The following is a 20,431-nucleotide window of genomic DNA, read 5'->3' as shown; positions in this document are numbered from 1 at the left end:
ATGGCTTCCAAACAACTCCTCTTCGACGAGGCTGCCCGCCACGCGATCCTGCGCGGCGTCGAGCAGCTCAGCCGCGCCGTCAAGGCGACCCTCGGGCCCGCGGGCCGCAACGTCATCCTCGACAAGAAATTCGGCTCCCCCACGATCACCAAAGACGGCGTCAGCGTCGCCAAGGAGATCGAGCTCTCCGACCCCTACGAGAACGTCGGCGCGCAGCTCGTCCGCGAAGTCGCCTCGAAGACCAGCGACATCGCCGGTGACGGCACCACCACGGCGACCGTCCTCGCCGAGGCCATCTACAAGGAAGGCCTGAAGAACGTCACCGCCGGGGCGAACCCGACGAGCCTCAAGCGCGGCATCGACAAGGCCGTCGAGGCCATCGTTGCCGAGCTCGGCCGGATCTCCAAGAAGGTGAAGGACAAGTCGGAGATCCAGCAGGTCGCCACCGTCTCCGCCAACTGGGACACGACGATCGGCCAGATCATCGCCGACGCGCTCGACAAGGTCGGCAAGGACGGCACCGTGACCGTCGAGGAAGCGAAGAGCATCGAGACGACCCTCGAGGTTGTCGAGGGGATGCAGTTCGACAAGGGCTACCTCTCCCCCTACTTCGTCACCGACGTCGAGGCCCTGGAAGCGGTCCTCGAGAACGCCTACGTCCTCCTCTTCGAGAAGAAGATCTCGAGCCTCAAGGACCTCCTCCCCATCCTCGAAAAGGTCGCGAAGAGCAGCAAGCCCTTCGTGATCATCGCCGAGGACGTGGAGGGCGAGGCCCTCTCGGCCCTCGTCGTCAACAAGCTCCGCGGCACGCTCCAGGTCGCGGCGGTGAAGGCGCCCGGCTTCGGCGACCGTCGCAAGGCGATCATGGAAGACATCGCCATCCTCACGGGCGGCAAGCTCATCACCGAAGACCTCGGCATCAAGCTCGAGAGCATCGAGCTCACCGACCTCGGCCGCGCGAAGCGGATCGTCATCGACAAGGAGAACACCACGATCATCGAGGGCGCGGGCAAGTCGTCCGACATCGCCAGCCGCGTCGGCCAGATCCGCCGCCAGATCGAGGAAACCACCAGCGATTACGACAAGGAAAAGCTTCAGGAACGCCTCGCGAAGCTCGCGGGCGGCGTCGCCGTCATCAACATCGGCGCGGCGACCGAGACCGAGCTGAAGGAAAAGAAGGCCCGCGTCGAGGACGCCCTCCACGCCACCCGCGCGGCGGTCGAGGAAGGGATCGTCCCCGGCGGCGGCCTCGCCCTCATCCGCGCCCAGAAGGCCGTCGACAAGCTTGAGCTGCAGGACGACGAGTTCGTCGGCGCCCAGATCATCAAGCGCGCCGTCGAGGAGCCCCTCCGCACGCTCGTCGCGAACGCGGGCGGCGAAGGCAGCGTCATCGTCAACGAAGTGAAGAACCGCAAGGGCAACGAAGGCTACAACGTCGCGACCGGTCAGTATGTCGACCTTATCAAGGCCGGCGTCGTCGATCCGACGAAGGTGACCCGCTCGGCCCTCCAGAACGCGGCCTCGATCGCCGGTCTCCTCCTCACCACCGAGGCGGTCATCGTCGAGCTGCCCGAGAAGGAAGCCTCCGCTCCCGCCCACGGCGGCGGCGGCATGGGTGGAATGGGCGGCATGGGAGGCATGGGCGGTTTCTAACCCCCGGCACCGTTCCGCAAAAAAAGGCCGACCCGAAAGGGTCGGCCTTTTTCTTTGGTCGCGGGAAGGGTCAGACCTCCTCGAGCTCCGGCTCCATCGCGCAAGCCTCCGCCAGGAGCGTGTTGAAATGGACGTATTGGAGAATCCGGGGGCAGTCGAGCCTCACCTGCCCGCCGTCGACGAGGGCGAGGAACCGGTGGGTCGCGAGGGCCGAGAAGGTTTCCATCGGCGTCGCCGTCCGGCGCAGGGGGACGACGAGGGGGAGGAGCTTGTCGAGGGGGAAGACGGGGCCGAAGTCGGGGGAGACCATCAGTTCCTCCAGGAGCTCGATGACGGGGAGGAGATCGGTCTCGGTCGAGCTCAGGGTGATCACCTCCAGGGTTTCGACGTGCTTGGTGAAATCGAGGAACGACTGGAGCTTCGGGATCGAGGGATCGATCAGGCAGGGGCCGTAGCCCGGCACCTCGGCGACGGTGAGGAGCCCCGAGGTCACCAGGAGCCGGAGGAGGGCCGACCCATAGGTTTCGCTGAAGTAAAAGAGATGGTTCTGGGTGGCGGCGAGGCCCTCGGTGGGGACGCAGGTCCGCCCCTCGTGGAGGATGCCTGCCGCGCGGATGCGGAGGATCAGGAAATAGGCGAGCTGCCGGGCGTGCCTCAGGACCGTGTGCCAGACGGGCCGGGTCGAGCCGAGCTCGAGGACGGTGTCGGTGAAGCGAAGGTTGATGTCCTTCAGCCGGGAGACGACGTCTTTCAGGAGGCCGCTGATCGCCGGGTTGTTGAAGCCGAAGTTCTGGTGGACGAACTCCGCATTGAAGAACTGGAGGGAGAGGTCGGTGAGGGCGCGGACGCCCGCAGTCCGGGGTTCCCGCGTGAAGATCGTCACCGTCCCGATGAATTCCCTCGCTCCGAGGGTCGAGAGGCGGATCGTCTGCCCGCTCCGTTCACGAAAGACTTCGGCCGTACCGCTTTTGATCAGATAAAGGCCATCCCACGGATCTCCCTCGCGAAACAGAATTTCGCCCGCCTTCAATACCACCCCATCCCCTTTGCCCACTTCCATAATGTAGAAGAGGGATAATTAAGGGAGTTCTCGTCATACGGCTATCGTATTCCTCTAAGCATTTTTACTTAGCGTTTTTACTTGGCCTCGGTCGGGTCCGTGTGGCCGAGCAGCGAGGTCTGCGTCGTGATGCGGTCGGTCCAGGCGAGGAGGATCGCCGAGGCGACGAAGGTGAGGTGGACCATGATCTGCCAGAAGACCTCGTTCCCGGCGACGCCCCCGGCGGCCATGCCGCCTTCGTGGCTCCCGAGCTTGATGAAGGTCTCGAGGAGGTTGATCGACGAGATGCCGATGAGGGCGGTGGCGAGCTTCACCTTCAGGACCCCCGCGTTGACGTGGGAGAGCCATTCGGGCTGGTCGGGATGGTCTTCCAGATAGAGGCGGGAGACGAAGGTCTCGTAGCCGCCGATGATCACCATGATGAGGAGGTTCGCGATCATCACGACGTCGATCAGGCCGAGGACGATCATCATGACTTCCTTTTCGCCGAGGTGTCCCGCCCCGGTGACGAGGTGGTAGAGCTCCGCGAGGAAGCAGTAGACATAGACGCCCTGCGCCACGATGAGGCCGAGGTAGAGCGGGGCCTGGAGCCAGCGGCTGAGGAAGAGGAAGCGGCCCCAGCGGCGCTGCCGGGTGGAGGGGAGGGGGGGATTCATGAGGAAAGGGGGCGGTTTAGTTGAAGAGCGTGCTGACGCCCTTGATCGCGGTGGAGCCGCTGAAGTAGAGGATGCCGAAGAACGTGAGGGTGAGGAGGAAGAAGGTCACCCCGCCCATCGCCATGAGGCCGTCCCGTTCCAGGAGGGAGGCGGCGAGGAGGACGATGGTGACGGCGGGGAACCAGTTGGTAAAGGGGATCGGCAGGGGGAGGAGCAGGAGGAGCCCCGAGATGCAGATGAGCGCCCCGTAGATCGATCGGAGGAAGCGGGGGACGATCAGCGCGTCGAAGCGGGGCCGCAGAACCTTCTCGGCGAGCCCGACGAGGCGGCTGGCGGCGGCGAGGATCGCCGGGAGGATCTTGTTCGAGATGGGGAGGGCGAGGAGTTTCGGCGGGAGCCACGGCTTCCGTCCCAGGGCGATGCGGAAGCCGATCAGGGCGATCACGATGCCGAAGGGGGTCGAGAGGCCGGGGAGGGGGACCGGTTGGCAGAAGGGGGCGGCGAGGAGGATGACGATGCCGATGTAGGCCCGCTGCCGGAGGACGGCGATGATCTGGCCGAGGGTGACGCTTTCCGTCCCGTGGTTCAGCCGCTCCGCGAGCCCGGCAAGTTCCGCCGATAGGGGAGTCCGGGGAAAACGGCGGCGCATGGATCGACGATGCCGCAATCGGGGATGAAAGGAAAGGGGGAAGGGAAAAACGGCCCCGTCCGCTTTACATTGCCCGGGGAGGAGCCATCTTAGAGTGTCTCCCATGCCGCAAGACGTCTTCGACCTCCAATCCCCCTACGCCGCCTGCGGCGACCAGCCCGAGGCGATCCGCCAGCTGACGGCGCGGATCGGGGGCGGGGCACAGGACACGATCCTCCAGGGCGTCACCGGTTCCGGGAAGACTTTCACGACGGCGAGCGTCATCGCGAACCTGAACCGCCCGACCCTCGTCATCTGCCACAACAAGACGCTGGCGGCCCAGCTCTACAGCGAGTTCCGGCAGTTCTTCCCGAAGAACGCCGTCGAGTACTTCGTCTCCTACTTCGATTACTACCAGCCCGAGGCCTACATCCCGGCGAGCGACACCTACATCGAGAAGGATTCCTCCCTCAACGAGGAGATCGAGCGGATGCGCCTCTCCGCGACGAGCGCCCTCCTGACGCGGCGGGACGTCGTCGTCGTCGCCAGCGTCTCGTGCATCTACGGCCTCGGTTCCCCCGAGGACTACGCGATGATGATCTGCCCCGTCGACGTGGGCATGAAGCTGACCCGGGAGCAGCTCCTCACAAAGCTCGTCGAGATCCATTACGAGCGGGGCGACTTCGAGCTCGCCCGGGGGAAGTTCCGCGTCCGGGGCGACGTCGTCGAGGTCGGCCCCGCCACCGAGGAGTGGGCGCTGCGGATCGAGTTCTTCGGCGACGAGATCGAGCGCCTCACCCGGATCGATCCCCTGACCGGCGAGACGCTGGAGCGGATCGACCGGATCATCCTCTTTCCGGCCCGCCATTACGTCACCCCCTTCGAGAAGCTCCAGCGCGCCACCGTGGCGATCCGGCAGGAGATGCTCGCCCGCATCGACGAGCTGGAGAAGCAGGGGAAGCTCCTCGAATCCCAGCGGATCAAGATGCGGACGACCTACGACCTCGAGCTGATGGAGGAGATGGGTTTCTGCAACGGGATCGAGAACTACTCCCGCCACCTCGCCGGGCGTCCTGCCGGCTCCCGGCCCCACACGCTGATCGACTTCTTCCCGAAGGATTTCCTCACCGTCATCGACGAATCGCACGCCACCGTGCCGCAGATCGGCGGGATGTTCGCCGGGGACAAGGCCCGCAAGAGCGTCCTCGTCGACCACGGATTCCGCCTTCCCTCGGCGCTCGACAACCGGCCGCTGAACTTCCCCGAGTTCGAGGCGATCACCGGCCAGCGGCTCTTCGTCTCGGCGACGCCGGGCGATTACGAGCTGAACCGGACCCGCGGCGACGTCGTCGAGCAGATCATCCGGCCCACCGGCCTCCTCGATCCCGAGATCGAGGTCCGCCCGCTGAAGAGCCAGATCGACGACATGATGGAGGAGGTCCGCAAGCGGGTCGAGAAGGACGAGCGTTCCCTCGTCCTGACGCTGACGAAGCGGACCGCGGAGGACCTCACCCAATACCTCAGCGACCTCGGCATCCGGGTCCGCTACCTCCATTCCGAGGTCGACACGATCGAGCGGGTCGAGATCCTGCGCGGCCTCCGGGCGGGGGAATTCGACGTCCTCGTCGGGATCAACCTGCTGCGGGAGGGCCTCGACCTTCCCGAAGTCTCCCTCGTCGGCATCCTCGACGCCGACAAGGAGGGTTACCTCCGCTCCGAGAAATCGCTGATCCAGATGGCGGGCCGCGCCGCCCGGCACGTGAACGGGAGGGTGATCCTCTATGCCGACTCGACGACCCGCTCGATGCAGGCCCTCCTGAACATCACCTCCTATCGCCGGAAGCGGCAGATCGAATACAACACCGAGCACCACATCACTCCGAAGAGTGTCCGTCGCGCCGTTCAGGAAAGCCTCCGCCTCGTCTCCCAGGAAGGCGGGCGGCAGGGCGGCGGGGTCTCGGCCCGGATGGCGTTGAAGGAGGGGGCGGGGCAGTTCGACGCGGCCGACCTGCTCAAGGAGTTGCAGGGGGAGATGATCGAGGCGTCGTCGAAGCTGGAGTATGAGAAGGCGGCGTTGCTGCGGGATCAGATCTCCGAGCTGAAGAAGCAGTTGGGGATCGACAAGATCGAGCCGAGGAGCCGTGGGGAGAAGGTTTCCCCGGTGGTGTATAAGATTCCGAAGAAGAGCCCTGGGAAAAAGTCGAAGCCCTAGATTCGTTCCAACCGCTTCGGTTCCGTCGTCTTCCCACGGGCCATGGCTCCCCATCGAGGTTGGATTCAGCGGAGTAGAGCGAGCATATGGAAGACAGGCCTTTAGGATAACGCCTTATCTACACCACGGCCCATCAGACAGGAGGGTCCGGAGGGGCGTGCCCCTCCGTTCGTTCAAACGCGCGGGTTACATCCCCTGTACAGGGAGGCGAAGCGATTGTACCCTGCCCGAAGGGCGACCCCGGCCCGCGATCCCTTTCCCCGAGCAGCGGGGTTGGAGAGTGGCTGCTAGACCGGTTTTAGCGCTCCAGCCAATCGGGCTCGCACGTTTTCAATGAGATCGACGCTAGTGAACGGCTTGCGCAGGAAGTCGCGGTTCTCTTCGTCGCGGAAGCCGTATTCCTTCGGAAGGGTCGCGTAGCCGGTGACGTAGAGGACGGGGAGGTCGTCCTGGATGGCGCGGAGTTGCTGGGCCAGGTCGCGCCCGCTGATTCCGCCGGGGAGGACGACGTCGGCGAGGAGGAGGTCGATCCCCTGGGAGGTGGTCTCGTAGGCCTTGATCGCCTCGAGCGCGGTGGGGGCCTCGATCACCTGGTGGCCGACGTGGGTGAGGATCGACTTCATCATGCTCCGCACGGCGGCGTCGTCCTCGACGAGGAGGATCACCGCGCCGCTCTCTTTCTTCACCGATTTCAGCTTCTCCTGCTTCTCCCGGGCGGGGAGGGGGACGGCGGCGGCGACGGGGAGGTAGATGTGGAACGTCGTCCCCCGGTCGGGCTCGCTCGCGACGGTGAGGGTGCCGCCGTGCTGGCGGACGATGTTCCGCACCGTGGCGAGGCCGAGGCCGGTTCCCTTGTCGGGGTCCTTCGTCGTGAAGAAGGGGTCGAAGATCTTCAGGAGATGGGAGGAGGGGATGCCGCAGCCGGTATCGGAGACGGAGAAGCGGACGTAATCGCCCGGGGCGACCTCGCCGTCGATCGAGGCGTGGCTCCGTTCCAGCCGGGTCCGGGCGGTGCCGATGCGGATGACCCCTCCCTTCGGCATCGCGTCGCGGGCGTTCACGACGAGGTTCAGGAGTATCTGCTCGATCATCCCCTCGTCGGCGAAGATGGTGGGGAGGGTGGCGTCGGTCTCGAAGAGGATGTCGATGTCCTCGCCGACGCTCCGGCGGAGCATCTTCCCCATGTCGCCGATGACGGTGTTCAGGTTGAGGTTCTTCGGCTCGATGAATTGCTTCCGGCTGAAGGTGAGGAGCTGCCGCGTCAACCGGGTGGCCCGGTTCGTCGCCTGGAGGATCTCCTCGATCGATTCCCGCGATTCCTCGGAACAGTCGGTCTCCAGCAGGGAGGCATGGCCGTCGATGACGGTGAGGATGTTGTTCAGGTCGTGGGCGACGCCGCCGGTGAGCCGCCCGAGCGACTCGAACTTCTGCGTGTGGCGGAACTGTTCCTCCAGGTGGATCCGCTCCGTGATGTCGCTCCACGAGCCGACGAGCTTCACCGGACGCCCCTCGGCATCGCGGATGGCCCGCTGCTCGTCCCGGATCCAGACGTAGGAGCCGTCGTTGGCCTGGAACCGGAAGTCCCGCGTCACGGTGTTCCGGTCGGGCGGCGGCAGGGAGAGGCTTCCGGGGCGGTCGTGGTCGTCGGGATGGAGATGGGCGGTCCACCAGGAAGGCCGCATCGCCTCGTCGACGCTGTAGCCGAGGATGCCGTTGACGTTCTCGCTGATGTAGTCGGGGACGATCCCGCCGTTTTTCCCGGTGCCGACCTGGAGGGAGTAGAAGAGGGTCGGGTTCTTCGCAAGGGCCTCGCCGAGGCGGCTGGTCGTCTCGTGGAGGCGCTCCTCGGCCTGGCGATGGATCCGGCGTTCGTTCATCAGCGTCAGGGCATGGGAGATGTCCCCGGCGACCTCGTCGAGGAGGCGGCGGTTGTCGGCGTCGAGGACGTCCTTCCGGGCGCAGTGGACGACGAGGAGGGCGTCGACCTGGTCGTGGAGGTAGAGCGGGCAGATGGCGAGGGAGCCGGGCCGCTCCGACGGGACGAGGCGGTCCCACGGGGCGGCGTGGGGCGAGGCCTCGAGGTCGATCCGGCCGTTCTCCGAGATCGCCCGCAGGAGGGGGTGCTCCCGTGGGCCGCCGGGATGGGGGGCGATGGCGGTTTCCTCCCGCAGGGTCTCGGCCCCGAGGCCCCGGGCGGTGAAGACGAGGAAGTGGTCCCGTGCCCCCTGGGCGGGGGCCGTCCGCTCGGCCACCCAGGCGGCCTGGAATTCCCCGGTCTCGACGAGGCTGCGGCAGATGGTCTCGAAGAGGGGGGCCCGGTCGGAGAGGCGGATGATGCTTTGGTTGCATTCGCTGAGAACGGCGTAGAGCCGCTCCCGGCGGCGGAGCTTGCCGTAGGTCTGGTTCAATCCCCGGGCGCAGAACCAGACGGCGAGGCAGAAGAGCGCGGTGGAAGAAAGAGCGGTCAAGCCGAGGGCGACGGAGGGGCCGTAATAATGGGAGTCGAGGTTGTGGAGGTGGACGAGGCCGGTGCCCAACGGCAGGAGGAAGCCGATCGGGAGGAGCCAGCGGGCCATCATTCCGCCCGGGTCCTCGCTGATCACCTCCCGCAGGAGGCCCTGCTGGGGGCGGGCCGCCAGGATGCCGACGGCGGTGAGGCTGTAGAGGACGAGGAAGGGAAGGGAGAGGGAGTTGAAGAAGGGGATGCTCTGGAATTCGGCCATGTTGTACATGTAGCCGGTGAGGGAAAAGTAGGTCAGGGCGAGGCAGAAGAGCGCGAGGGTTTGGGCGGCCAGCTGGCGGCCCCGCCACAGCAGGATCAGGGCGAACGCCTGGCTCAGCAGGATCGTGCAGCCCGTGGAGCTGTTCCGCAGGATCCGGTCCGGAGAGGACGAATAGAGGTAGGGATCGAGGGGGGTGTTCCATCCGAAGAAGCTGTGGGCGGTGGTGTAGAGGGCGGCGGCGGAGAAAACCAGTGCCAGCCCGAAGCCGAACCGGGTCGCCGGGGTCCATCCGGAGCGTTTCCCGAAAAGGAGGAGGGAACACCCGATCAGGATCAGCATGATGGCGCTCAGCGGGCGCATCGCCGCCGTGCCGACGTAGAGGGTCTTGAAGAGGGTGATGTCGTAGGACCAGCCGACCAGGACGAGGATGCCGCAAATGATGGCGAGGGTCGCGACCGTCCTGCGGCATCCGGCGAAGAGGCGCAAATAAAGGAACAGCCGCTTCCGGATTTGGGAGAGAGGAAGGAGGGGGGCGACCGGCTCGGAGGATGTTTCCATAGCGACTTGTCCCCCAATCGTAGGGGTGAAACGGGCCGATCGGTGTAGGGCGATGGCGCATTGTCTTGTCAGAAAAATCCTACACGGGGGCTTTTGCGGAGAGCCCCTCCCGTTCCCGATCTTTTCGGGAAAACGGCGTCGGGGGAGGGGTCCTAAAATTCGCTGCAGCAGGGCCTTGTCTAATTCCGAAACGGGTTCTACCATTCAACCCTCTTCTATGGCCGCCTCCACCGATTCCTCCGCTTCCTCCACCGACAACACGAACGCCTTCGCCGCTCCGAACACCTACACGGCAGGCACTTACTGCTACCATCGTAGCTGGGGTTACGGACGCATCCGCGAGGTGAGCGAGGCGACCGGCCACCTCAGCATCGATTTCAAGGGGAAGCCCGGCCACTCGATGGCCCCCGATTACGCCGTCCAGTCCCTCGTCCTCCTCCCCGACAGCCACATCTACGCCCAGAAGAGCGAGAAGGCCGCCGCGCTGAAGGAAATGGCCGCCAAGGACCCCGCCGCCCTCGTCACCATCGTCATCCACAGCCTCAAGGCCCAGGCCACGGCGGAGAACATCCAGACGGCCCTCTCCCCCGAGGTGATCCCTGCGACCGAATGGAAGAAGTGGTGGGAAGGCGCCAAGCGGGCGATGAAGAAGGACGGCACCTACTACATCCCGACGAAGAAGACCGAGGCCTTCAAGGTCCTTTCCGCCCCGATCCAGGCCGGCAGCGACGCCCTCGCCCAGTTCCGCGCCGCCACCGGCGTCGAAGCCCAGCTCCTCGCCCTCGGCGCCGTCGCGAAGAACTGGACCGAGATCGCCGATCCCGCCGCCGCCGCGGAGATCGCGACGGTCGTCGAGTCGACCATTTCCAAGCTCCCGAAATCGCTCCTCGCGAAGGGCATCGAGCTGGCCCTCCTCCGCGACGAGCTCCTCGTCACCGCCGGCCAGCCCCCCGTCACCGGGCCGACCGCCCTCCTGAACCTCGTTCCGACGACGCCGAAGGGCTTCGCCGAGATCCTCGAGAAGATCACCGGCACCCGCCAGATCCGCTTCCTCACCCTCATCCAGGCGGGCCGTCCCGACGATTGGGCGGCGCTCCTCCTCCAGATCCTTCCCTTCGCCAACGGCCGCATGGGCGATTCGGTCACCACGATCTTCGCCTCCGTCGAGCGCCACCAGGAAGTCGTCGACGCCCTCCGCCGCATCCTCCGGGAGCGGGCGGTCACCAGCGACCTCCTCTTCTGGCTCTGCAAGAACCGGGACATCGTCTTCGCCTCGCTCTTCACCCCCCAGCTCGTCATGGCGATCCTCTCCGTGCTGGAGAAGGACCAGTTCGGCGACCTCAAGAAGGGGACGAAGCTGTACGACCTCGTCCACAGCGACCGCGAGCTGATGGCCACCCTCCTCAAGGGCGCCTCCTCGGAAGACGTCCGCGACATCACCCGCGCCATCATCCTCTCCCCCGTCTTCAAGGAACTCGACAAGCGTTCCCTCCTCGCGATCATCATCAAGCTCTACCCCGACATGCAGGAGCTGGTCGTCGGCGACCGGATGAGCTCCGACGACGCCACGCTGATCGTCAGCTGGGACAGCCTCCAGCGCCGCAAGGCCGAGCTCGAGGAGGTCATCACGAAGAAGATCCCCGAGAACAGCAAGGAAATCGGCATCGCCCGCTCCTACGGCGATCTCCGTGAAAATCACGAGTTCAAGGCGGCGAAGGAAATGCAGACCGTCCTGATGAAGCGGAAGGCCGAGCTCGAGTCGATGATCGTCCGGGCCCAGGGCACCGACTTCTCCGGCGTCGAGACGAACCTCGTCAACATCGGCACCATCGTCGACCTCGTCGACATCGACAAGGGCGACAAGCTGACCTACACCATCCTCGGCGCGTGGGACAGCGATCCCGCCCAGGGCGTCATCTCCTACCTCACCGCGCTGGCGCAGGCCCTGATCAAGCTCCCCGTGGGCGAGATCGTCGAGCTTCAGACCGAGGACGGCGGCAAGCGCAAGGTCCGTATCGAGGCGATCCGGAACTACAAGACGAAGTAGTCCTCCGAGTTTCGTTTTCGGAAACGAGAAAAGCGCGGCCCCGGGCGATCGGGTGCCGCGCTTTTTTTGTTGCGCGGGGAAATGACGCGTGAATGGCGGAATGGAGTTGATGTCCCGCGCGCTTTCATGCACTAATTTCGCCCATGTCATTCACCACGATTCGTACCGTCAAGGCCCGGCAGGTCCTCGATTCCCGCGGCAACCCCACTCTCGAAGCCGAAGTCATCCTCGCGGGTGGCTCGCGCGGTCGGGCCATCGTCCCCTCGGGCGCCAGCACGGGCGAGTTCGAGGCGGTCGAGCTCCGCGACGGTGACAAGTCGAAGTACGGCGGCAAGGGCGTCCTGAAGGCCGTCAAGAACGTCCAGAGCCTCATCGCTCCCGCCGTCGAGGGCCTCGACGCGGTCGAGCAGGTCGCCGTCGACAAGACGATGATCGCCCTCGACGGGACGAAGAACAAGGGGAAGCTCGGAGCGAACGCCATCCTCGCCGTCTCCATGGCCACGGCCCATGCCGCCGCCGATGCCGTCGGCCTCCCGCTCTACCGCTACCTCGGCGGCACCAACGCCCGCACGCTCCCCGTCCCCCTCGCGAACATCATCAACGGCGGCGCCCACTCCGACGCCCCGATCGATTTCCAGGAATTCATGATCGTCCCGAAGGGCGCGCCGACCTTCTCCGAGGCGATCCGCTACGGCACCGAGATCTTCCACGCCCTCAAGGGCATCCTGCATGACCGCCACCTCAGCACCGCCGTCGGCGACGAGGGCGGCTTCGCCCCCGCGCTGAAGTCGACCGAGGACGCCATCGAGGTCATCGCCGCCGCCGTCAAGAAGGCCGGCTACAAGTTCGGCAAGGACATCTTCATCGCCCTCGACGTCGCCAGCAGCGAGTTCTACGACCGCGCGAAGAAGCAGTACGTCTTCAAGAAATCGAGCGGCAAGAAGATGTCGGCCGACGACATCGTCGCCTACTACAAGGAACTCTCCAGCAAGTATCCGATCATCTCGATCGAGGACGGCACCGCCGAGAGCGACTGGGCCGGATGGAAGAAGCTGACCGACGCCATCGGCGACAAGGTCCAGCTCGTCGGCGACGATCTCTTCGTCACCAACGTCGACTTCCTCAAGAAGGGCATCGACCAGGGCGTCGGCAACTCGATCCTCGTGAAGGTGAACCAGATCGGCACCCTCACGGAGACCTTCGACGCCGTCGAGATGGCGAAGCGCGCCGGCTACACCTCGATCCTCAGCCACCGCTCCGGCGAGAGCGAGGACGCGACGATCGCCGACATCGCCGTCGCCCTCAACGTGGGCCAGATCAAGACCGGCTCGTTCTCCCGTTCCGACCGTCTCGCGAAGTACAACCAGCTCCTCCGCATTGAGGAAGAGCTCGGTTCCGGCGCCGTCTACGGCGGCACCCTCCGCTAGTCCCCTCCGGACCCCCGACCAGGCCCCGTCGCAATCCCATTGCGGCGGGGCCTTCTTGCGGGTATAAGCAGGATACGCATGGGTTCCCGACTCCTCGATCTCGACAGTGTTCCGCTGAAGCGCAAGGCGGGCGGCAACATCTGGGCGAAGCTCATCCAGATCACCCAGATCCTCCTGATCGCCGCCGTCCTCGGCGGGATCTTCGCCTGTTTCCTCCCGATCATCCGGCAGGTCCAGCGCCTGAAGGAAAAGAAGAACGCCAACAACGCCGCCATCGCCGCGGAGCAGGCGACCAACCGGCAGATGAGCCGCGAATTCGAGCTCCTGAAGTCGAACCCCGAATATGTCGAACGGGTCTCCCGGGACCGACTCAACGTCGGCAAGCCGGGCGAGATGATCTTCCGCTTCGATCCCTATGCGGACCCCAACGCGGCCAACGGGACCAATGGCGCCGGCGCTAATGGAACCCCGGCGGCCCCGAACGTCGCCCCGGGCAAAACCGCCCCTCCGGCCTCCTCGGCGTCGGCCTCTTCCGGTCGCTAATGGATCACCGATTTTTACAGCTTGCCACCCCTCCCGATACCCGCTTTCTTTCCTCTCTCCCCGTGAACGTGCCGCACCTCCTCCCACGCCCGTTTTTTGCGGTTTTATCCGTCGCCCTGCTCCTCCTCGCCGTAGGGCAGGGGAGCGTCGCCGCCCAGGAGATGACGCCTCCCGCCGCCGCGCCTGCCGACGTTCCCGCGACTCCCGCTCCCGCCGCGGCCCCGGTCGCCGAGGTTCCCCCTGTCCCAGCTCCGCCCCGGCCCAATACGCCGCCCAAGGAATACATCATTGTCAGCGGCGGCCCGGCCCTCCGTTTCTTCGAGAAGGGGAAGGAGGGCTCCCATGACAAGTTCTGGGGCAATTTCATCGTCAGCGCGAGCCTCCGCATCCTCGAGATCCAGCAGGAGCGCGGCGCCAACGACCTCGTCTCCTGGCTCGTCTACCGGCCCACCTACGAGCGGCGCGGCATGGAATCGGGGCAGGACTTCGTCGCCGCCGTCCAGAAGAAGGCCGACTCGGTCGGGGCCTCCCTTTACTGGTTCAGCGATCCGGGTGAGCTGATCAACTACGTCAACAAGGGGCGCGACCGGAAGACCGTCCCCGTCGGCGACTTCGAGTACTTCGGCCACTCGAACCGGGCCTGCTTCATGTTCGACTACAGCAACGAATACGACGCCATGTCCCGCTCCTTCCTCCACGAGCGGATGCTCTCCCAGATCGATCCCACCGTCTTCTCCCCGAAGGCCACGGCGAAGAGCTGGGGCTGCCATACGGGAGAGGAATTCAGCGACGAATGGAAGAAGAAGCTCGGCTTCGCCATGATCGGGGCGATCGGCAAGACCGATTACTCCAACGGGAAGATTCCCGTCCTCTCGAACGCGGATGGAAAGTGGTCCGAATGAAGTCGCCCCGCCTGTTGCTCCCTCCGCCTTCGCTCGCCGCCTTTGCCCTTGTCCTGGCCTTTTCGGCTTCCGCCCTCGCGCAGACTCCGGCCGACTCCGCGTCCGCCCCGGGCCCGACCCCTGTCACCGATTCCTCCGTGCCGCAGGTTCCCGGCGATCCGGCCCCCGCCGCCGTGCCCGTCCCGCCTCCGGCCCCGCCGTTGCCGAAGTTCGGCCTTCCGGCCAAGCCCGCGTCGGTGGTCGAGCAGGATTTCATCGGCCACCGTTATAACGAGCCCGAGGACACCGGCGGCTGGGGCTGGGTGAAGCTCCCCGAGGAATCGTGGAAGAAGGCCCATTGGGTCACCCTCCGGGAGACCCCCGGCATTGCCGTCGCCCCGTGGCGGACCGGCGGCAAGCGCGATAGCGACCAGGATTACGAGTATCGCCTCCACGGCTACTTCGCCCCCTACCGGGTCTATGATCCCCATACGGACGAGATGCTCGAGGTCCTCATCATCGATTCGGTCACGCCCATCGAGGGGGCTTCCCCCGCGAAGCCGCTCGACCGGACCCCCGGTCCCGACGAACGGAAGCCCCATTCCGTCCGCAGTTCCTTCCGCAGCCGGGAATTCTAAAGCGTCCCAGATCGGCAAAGAGGGGAACCCATGATTCGCACCGCACTCCTTCGTTTCGGCTGGCTCGTGGCCCTTCTGGCCCTTTTCTCCTTCTTCCTTCCCTGGGTCGTCTTCCGCCATCCGCTCGGCCTCGACCGCCATCACCCCGGCTCGACCCTCGCCCTCAGCTCGGAACTCGCCGCCGAGGCCGACCGGCCCTGGTACCAGGCCTTCCTCCTGCCCGAGCCCCAGGAGTTCCATGCCGCCCTCGCCCGCCCCCTGGAAGGGGAGAGCGCCTTCGTCATCGCGAAGGAGGCGCAGAGCGCCGCCCCCGCCGATCGCCACCGGACGGCGGCTCTCTCCAAGATCTTCTCCCTCCCCGATCCCCGGGTCGCCGGGCTCATCGTCTACGCGATCCCCGCGGCGGCGATCCTCGGTATCGTCCTCCTCTCCTTCGGCCTCGGCCGGATTCCGCTCCTGCTCCTCGGCCTTCTCTCCGGCGGAGCCTACGTCCTCATCCGGCTCCGGGTGAACGAGACCTTCCTCGACCGCGCCACCTCGGGGGTCGCCACCGGGATCGGCCTCTGGATCGCCTTGTGGGCGCTCTTCCTTTCGGCGGCGATCGTCCTCCTCTCATCCTTAGCCACGGGGAAGAAGTAACGTGGCCGGCCTCCGCCATGTCCTCCGGCAGCCCGATTTCTTCCGGCTCTGGATCGGCCAGATCATCAGTTCCATCGGGGACCGGTTCTATCAGTTCGCCCTCCTGAGCCTCGTCCTCGGCCTCAACCAGGGAACCCAGATCGGCAAGGAAGGGGCCCGGGTCATCTTCATCGGGATGTTGCCCGGCCTCCTCTTCGCCCCGTGGATCGGCCTCGCCGTCGACCGCTTTGACCGGCGGAAGATCCTCATCGCCGCCGACCTGGCCCGCGTCCTCCTCGTCCTCTCCCTCCTCTATCTCTGGTTCGTCCTGGGGAACCTCGCCCTCGTCTACGCCGTCGTCTTCCTCATGGGGGGAATGAACTCCCTCTTCATTCCCGCGCGCCAGGCGGCCCTTCCCCAGTTGGTGAGCCGGAACGACCTCATCACGGCCAATGCCCTGATCGCCCTCGTCGGCGTCATCGCCAGCCTCATCGGCACCCTCTGCGCTGGGTTGGTCGCCTCGATCTTCGGGGCCCGCTTCAGCTTCTGGATCACGGCGGCGGGCTTCACCGTCTCCGCCCTCTTCATCTCCCGCATCGGCGTCTGCCTCCGCCCCGCCCCCGGGGAGGTCCACGAATCGAAGTGGAAGGAAGTCTCCGCCGGATGGCGCGCGATCCGGGAAGCCCCGGCGATCGCCCGGATCGTGATCCTCACCATCCTCTTTGCCTTCATCAGCGGCTTCTTCATGATCTCGGTCCTCGAGTTCACGCTGGACAACCTCTCCCTCGGCATCCTTCAGGGCTGGCTCGCCTCGGTCAGCGCCTTGCTCGCCCACTTCGCCCCGAAGCCTCCCGTCTTCCAGATCAGCCTCGTCGCCATCGGCCTCCTCCTCGGCTCCCTCGGGGTCGGGATGGGCCTGGGCGTCCTCATCAGCGGTAAATCCCGGCGCTGGACCCGTCACGGGATCGTCCCCTACGCCGCCTTCTTCCTCACCGGCCTCCTCATCGCCCTCTTCTCCGAGGTGCATCGGTATGAAATCGCCCTCGGATTCTGCTTCGCCCTCGGCATCAGCAGCGCCCTCTTCACCATCCCGATCGAGGCCCGCCTCCAGACCGAGGTCGCCGATTCCCTTCGGGGCCGTGTCTTCGCCCTGCGGAACTTCGGGACGACGGTGGCCTTCCTCGTCGCCCTCGGCTGCCACCTGAGCGGGGGACTCCTGAAGAACCTCGGTCCGATTCTCCTGATCAAGCTCATGGGAGGCTTCATGATCGCGACCGTGCTCCCGCTCGCCTTCTGGAACCGGAAGGACGCCTTCCACCGCTGGGATCGGGAGAAGAAGGCCTAGGTGAGTTCTTCTGCCAGCGATCCGGCGCTCGATTTCATCCCGGCTCCGACCCCCCTGTTGGTGGCGGCGGTCGGCCGCCTCCGGGCGAGCATGTCTCCCGCCGCATTCGACGAATTGATCGGGGAGGCGGCCCGCTTATACCGGCAATATCTCGATCTGCTGCAGAGCGTCGCCCCGGGAGCCCCGAGGGGCCGCCTCCTGCACCGGCTGATGGACCAGGAAGTCGCCGAAGCCGCCCATGTGCCTGTCAGCTGTCGCAAGGGATGCGCGGGGTGCTGCCATTACGAGGTCGAAGTCACCAGCGATGAGGGCGCGTTGCTGGGAGAGATCGTCCAGAGGGGATATCCAATCGACAGGGAGCGGCTGGCCCGATTGGCCGCCCGGGAACGGAGAGACCCCGAATGGCTGAAGCTGGCGATCTCCGAAAACCGGTGCGTCTTCCTCGGCGAGGACCGGGCCTGCGGCATCTACGAAAACCGTCCCGCGAGTTGCCGCAAGCATCTCGTCACCAGTCCCGCCGCCCTCTGCACCCTCGTCGGCGAATCGGTCATCCCGGTCCCGTTGCTCTCGGCCGAAATCCTCATGACCGCCGCCCTGAACATCGAAGGCACCGGCTGCGCCTCGCTGCCGAAGATGGTGCAGGCGGCGATGCGGGACGATGAGGGAAAAGTCGAAGACCGCTAGAAGGCCTTGAGGATGCGGGCCGTGACGATGGCGGCGTTCTTGGCGGCGAGGGTGACGTAGGTCTTGATCTCGTTCGGGCCGGCCTGGCCTCCGGCGAGGTCGCTGAGGCCCCGGACGATGAGGACGGGGGTCTTGTTGACCCAGCAGACTTGGGCGACGGCGGTCGATTCCATGTCGTGGGCGTCGACTTTCCATTTCTCGTAGGCGAAGGCGCGGAACCGGGCGTTGTCGAGAAAGACGGGGCCGCTCATCGCCCGGTCCCCGAGGACGATTTTCCCGAGGCGCTGCGGCTTGCCGCCCGCGAGGGGGAGGCCCTGGATCGTCCCGGCGGCGATCTTCAGGAGGGCGGGGTCGGCGGGGAAGGCGTGCATGGGGGCCGGCTGGCTCTCCCCTTCGCGGACGACTTTCACGTCGCGGAAGAAGATCATCTCCCAATGGCCCGCGACGGTGCCGCGCGTCTCCTCGGAAACATATTTTCCGGGACGCTGGGGATCGGGGTTGAGCCAGATCGATTCGGTCTGGTGGAGCCATTCGGCGGGGATGATCACGTCGCCGGGGAGGAGGTCGGGGTTGACGCCCCCGGCAATGCCTGTGAAGAAGACGGCGTCGACGTGGAAGCGGTCGAGGACGAGCTGGGTGTTCATCGCCGCGTTGACCATGCTGACGCCGGAAAGGAGGAAGACGTAGTGTTTCCCGCCGAGGTCGGCCTCGTCGAAGCGGGTGCCGTTGATCGAGGTGGTGACGAGGGGCGTTCCGGCGGGGAGAAGCTCTTTCTTGATGGCGTCGATCTCTTCCTGGAACGCGCCGATGACGGCGATCCGCTTGAGGGAGGCCGATTCGGCCGCTTCCAGGGGGAGGGTCAGAGCCAGGCTGAGGAGGAGGGAAAGGAAGGAAAGATGACGCATGGGAAGGCCCGGCGCGTGGGGACCGCCTATTTCCGGGCAGACCGGTCGCGGTCCTGGAACTTCTCCCGCAGCGCCTTCTCGACGCCGGGGGGGACGTAGGCGCTGACGGGGCCGCCGAGGGAGCAGACTTCGCGGACGAGGGAGGAACTGAGGTAGGAGTAGGTTTCCTTCGGCATGAGGAAGAGGGTCTCGATCTCGGGGGCGAGGCTCCGGTTCATGAGGGCGAGCTGGAATTCGTACTCGAAGTCGGAGATGGCGCGGAGGCCCCGGATGAGGGCGCAGGCGCCTTCCTGCTTCGCGAACTCGACGAGGAGCCCGGTGAAGGTGACGACGCGGATCGGCTTCTCCAGCGTGGCGGCGACGTCGCGGATCTGCTGGCACCGCTCCTCGATGGAGAAGAGGGCGTTCTTCGACGGATTGGCGGCGACGGCGACGATCAATTCGTCGAAGAGGCCCTGGGCCCGCCGGATGACGTCGATATGCCCATGGGTGATGGGATCGAAGCTGCCCGGATAGATCGCCCGGCGGGGGTGGCCGTCGCTCATAAAGGGAAGGGGAGATTACGAGCCGGGGCGGCGCTGGATGTCGGCACCGACGGCGCGGAGTTTCTCGTCGATCTTCTCGTAGCCGCGGTCGATGTGGTAGACGCGGTTGACCTCGGTGCTCCCCTTCGCGGCGAGGCCGGCGATGACGAGGGCGGCGGAGGCGCGGAGGTCGGAGGCCATGACGGGGGCGGCGCTGAGGTGGGAGACGCCGCGCAGGATGGCGGTGCTTCCCTCGAGGTCGATGTTCGCGCCCATCCGCTTCAACTCGGGAAGGTGCATGTAGCGGTTGGGGAAGATCTTCTCGGTGATGACGCTGTTCCCGGGGACAACGCTGAGAAGGGCGCAGAACTGGGCCTGCATGTCGGTGGGGAAGCCGGGATAGACCTCGGTGACGAGGTCGAGCGGCCGGAGAGGGCCGTTGGTCCGGACGCGGAGGGAGTTCTCCCCCTTGTCGAGGACGGCCCCGGCGTGCTTCAGGTGGAAGAGGACGTTGGCGAGGTGGGTGTTGTTGGTCCCTTCGAGGGTGACGTCGCCGCCGGTGATGAGGCCGGCGATGGCGAAGGTGCCCGCCTCGATGCGGTCGGGGATGACGGTGTATTCGGTGCCGTGGAGGGGGGTGCCGCCGGTGATCTCGATCCGGGTGGAGCCGACGCCGCTGATCTTCGCGCCCATGGAGATGAGGAACTCGGCCAGGTCGGTGACCTCGGGCTCGCAGGCGGCGCTCTCGATGACGGTGGTCCCTTCGGCGGCCGTGGCGGCCATCATGACGTTGTCGGTGCCGAGGACGGTGGAGCCGAACTTGCCGCCCAGGGGGATCTCGGTGCCGACGAGCTTCTTCGACGTGACGATGACGTTCCCTTCCTCGGTCTCGACGTGGCCGCCGAGGGCCTCGATGCCGCGGAGGTGAATGTCGATGGGGCGGTCCCCGATGACGCAGCCGCCGGGGAGGGAGATCTTCGCCTGGCCGAAGCGGGCGACGAGGGGGCCGAGGACGCAGATGGAGGCGCGCATCTTCCGGACGAGATCGTAGGGGGTCTGGGCGTGGATCTTCTCGGCGCGGACCGTGACGGTCCCGTTCTTGAATTCAACCTCGGCGCCGAGATGCTTGAGGATCTCCAGCATGTAGCGGATGTCGCTCAGGTCGGGGACGCGGTGGATGATGCAGGTCTCGGGGGTGAGGAGGGTGGCTGCGAGGATGGGGAGGGCCGAGTTCTTCGAGCCGCTGATCTGAATCTTTCCCTGAAGGGGCGTGCCGCCCTTGACGATGAACTTATCCATATAAAGAGACTGTGAAATAAATAGGAGTGG

17 protein-coding genes are annotated in these 20,431 nt (G+C 65.8%); 10 read left to right on the top strand and 7 right to left on the bottom strand.

All coding sequences use genetic code 11. The features are described from left to right. Entirely contained in the window at positions 1-1,653 is a 1,653-nt protein-coding gene (gene groL / locus BLU04_RS12500; protein ID WP_093286616.1) for a chaperonin GroEL, read from the top strand. Between the two features lie 70 nt (positions 1,654-1,723). Here the strand turns inward: groL and BLU04_RS12495 are convergent, their stop codons facing one another. From BLU04_RS12495 to BLU04_RS12485, 3 genes are all read right to left on the bottom strand, one after another. Then, positions 1,724-2,713 carry a cyclic nucleotide-binding domain-containing protein gene (locus BLU04_RS12495; protein ID WP_093286613.1) on the bottom strand — a complete coding sequence of 330 codons (990 nt, stop codon included), beginning with the start codon at positions 2,711-2,713 and terminating at the stop codon, positions 1,724-1,726. A gap of 77 nt (positions 2,714-2,790) precedes the next feature. Beyond that, positions 2,791-3,369, bottom strand: coding sequence for a TIGR00645 family protein (locus BLU04_RS12490; RefSeq protein WP_093286610.1), 579 nt, complete (start codon positions 3,367-3,369; stop codon positions 2,791-2,793). Positions 3,370-3,385: 16 nt separating this feature from the next. Continuing rightward, positions 3,386-4,018, bottom strand: coding sequence for an exopolysaccharide biosynthesis protein (locus BLU04_RS12485; RefSeq protein ID WP_157895336.1), 633 nt, complete (start codon positions 4,016-4,018; stop codon positions 3,386-3,388). Between the two features lie 103 nt (positions 4,019-4,121). Between BLU04_RS12485 and uvrB the strand changes: the two genes are divergently transcribed. Further along, the gene (gene uvrB, locus BLU04_RS12480) at positions 4,122-6,209 is read left to right on the top strand and encodes an excinuclease ABC subunit UvrB (protein WP_093286605.1); all 2,088 of its coding nucleotides are present in this window, start codon (positions 4,122-4,124) and stop codon (positions 6,207-6,209) included. A 287-nt stretch (positions 6,210-6,496) separates the two neighbouring features. Here uvrB and BLU04_RS12475 read toward each other — a convergent pair whose 3' ends face one another. Then, a complete protein-coding gene (locus BLU04_RS12475) occupies positions 6,497-9,490 on the bottom strand; it encodes an ATP-binding protein (protein ID WP_157895335.1) in 2,994 nt (997 codons plus the stop codon). Between the two features lie 217 nt (positions 9,491-9,707). On the opposite strand from BLU04_RS12475, the gene BLU04_RS12470 reads away from it, so the two are divergent. The 8 genes from BLU04_RS12470 (at position 9,708) to BLU04_RS12435 (ending at position 17,673) form a co-directional block, all read left to right on the top strand. Further along, entirely contained in the window at positions 9,708-11,537 is a 1,830-nt protein-coding gene (locus tag BLU04_RS12470) for a GreA/GreB family elongation factor (RefSeq protein ID WP_093286600.1), read from the top strand. A 143-nt stretch (positions 11,538-11,680) separates the two neighbouring features. Then, positions 11,681-12,964 (top strand): phosphopyruvate hydratase, encoded by a 1,284-nt coding sequence (eno, locus tag BLU04_RS12465; protein ID WP_093286597.1) that lies wholly within the window; start codon positions 11,681-11,683, stop codon positions 12,962-12,964. A gap of 78 nt (positions 12,965-13,042) precedes the next feature. Further along, positions 13,043-13,507 (top strand): septum formation initiator family protein, encoded by a 465-nt coding sequence (locus BLU04_RS12460; RefSeq protein WP_093286594.1) that lies wholly within the window; start codon positions 13,043-13,045, stop codon positions 13,505-13,507. A gap of 62 nt (positions 13,508-13,569) precedes the next feature. Next, positions 13,570-14,409, top strand: coding sequence for a hypothetical protein (locus BLU04_RS12455; RefSeq protein ID WP_093286591.1), 840 nt, complete (start codon positions 13,570-13,572; stop codon positions 14,407-14,409). Beyond that, positions 14,406-15,026: a hypothetical protein gene (locus BLU04_RS12450; protein ID WP_093286588.1), complete on the top strand. Its 621-nt coding sequence runs from the start codon at positions 14,406-14,408 to the stop codon at positions 15,024-15,026. The genes BLU04_RS12455 and BLU04_RS12450 overlap by 4 nt, the downstream gene beginning before the upstream one ends. Before the next feature lie 30 nt (positions 15,027-15,056). Next, positions 15,057-15,665 carry a hypothetical protein gene (locus BLU04_RS12445; RefSeq protein WP_093286585.1) on the top strand — a complete coding sequence of 203 codons (609 nt, stop codon included), beginning with the start codon at positions 15,057-15,059 and terminating at the stop codon, positions 15,663-15,665. A gap of 1 nt (position 15,666) precedes the next feature. Continuing rightward, positions 15,667-16,989, top strand: a complete 1,323-nt coding sequence (locus BLU04_RS12440; RefSeq protein ID WP_093286582.1) for an MFS transporter — start codon at positions 15,667-15,669, stop codon at positions 16,987-16,989. After that, a complete protein-coding gene (locus tag BLU04_RS12435; RefSeq protein ID WP_157895334.1) occupies positions 16,990-17,673 on the top strand; it encodes a YkgJ family cysteine cluster protein in 684 nt (227 codons plus the stop codon). Here the strand turns inward: BLU04_RS12435 and BLU04_RS12430 are convergent. From BLU04_RS12430 to murA, 3 genes are read right to left on the bottom strand one after another with little or no spacing between them, the layout of a single operon-like run. Further along, entirely contained in the window at positions 17,670-18,578 is a 909-nt protein-coding gene (locus BLU04_RS12430) for a 5'-methylthioadenosine/S-adenosylhomocysteine nucleosidase (RefSeq protein WP_093286579.1), read from the bottom strand. The two genes, BLU04_RS12435 and BLU04_RS12430, sit on opposite strands and share 4 nt — an antisense overlap. Before the next feature lie 26 nt (positions 18,579-18,604). Further along, a complete protein-coding gene (coaD, locus tag BLU04_RS12425; RefSeq protein ID WP_093286576.1) occupies positions 18,605-19,123 on the bottom strand; it encodes a pantetheine-phosphate adenylyltransferase in 519 nt (172 codons plus the stop codon). Between the two features lie 15 nt (positions 19,124-19,138). Beyond that, a complete protein-coding gene (gene murA / locus BLU04_RS12420) occupies positions 19,139-20,401 on the bottom strand; it encodes a UDP-N-acetylglucosamine 1-carboxyvinyltransferase (RefSeq protein ID WP_093286574.1) in 1,263 nt (420 codons plus the stop codon). Between the last annotated feature and the right edge of the window lie 30 nt (positions 20,402-20,431).

Source organism: Verrucomicrobium sp. GAS474 (assembly GCF_900105685.1).
In the GTDB taxonomy this organism is placed as follows: Bacteria; Verrucomicrobiota; Verrucomicrobiia; order Methylacidiphilales; family GAS474; genus GAS474.
The sequence above is the reverse complement of the archived record's forward strand: the minus strand, read 5'-3'. Positions and strand labels throughout refer to the sequence as shown.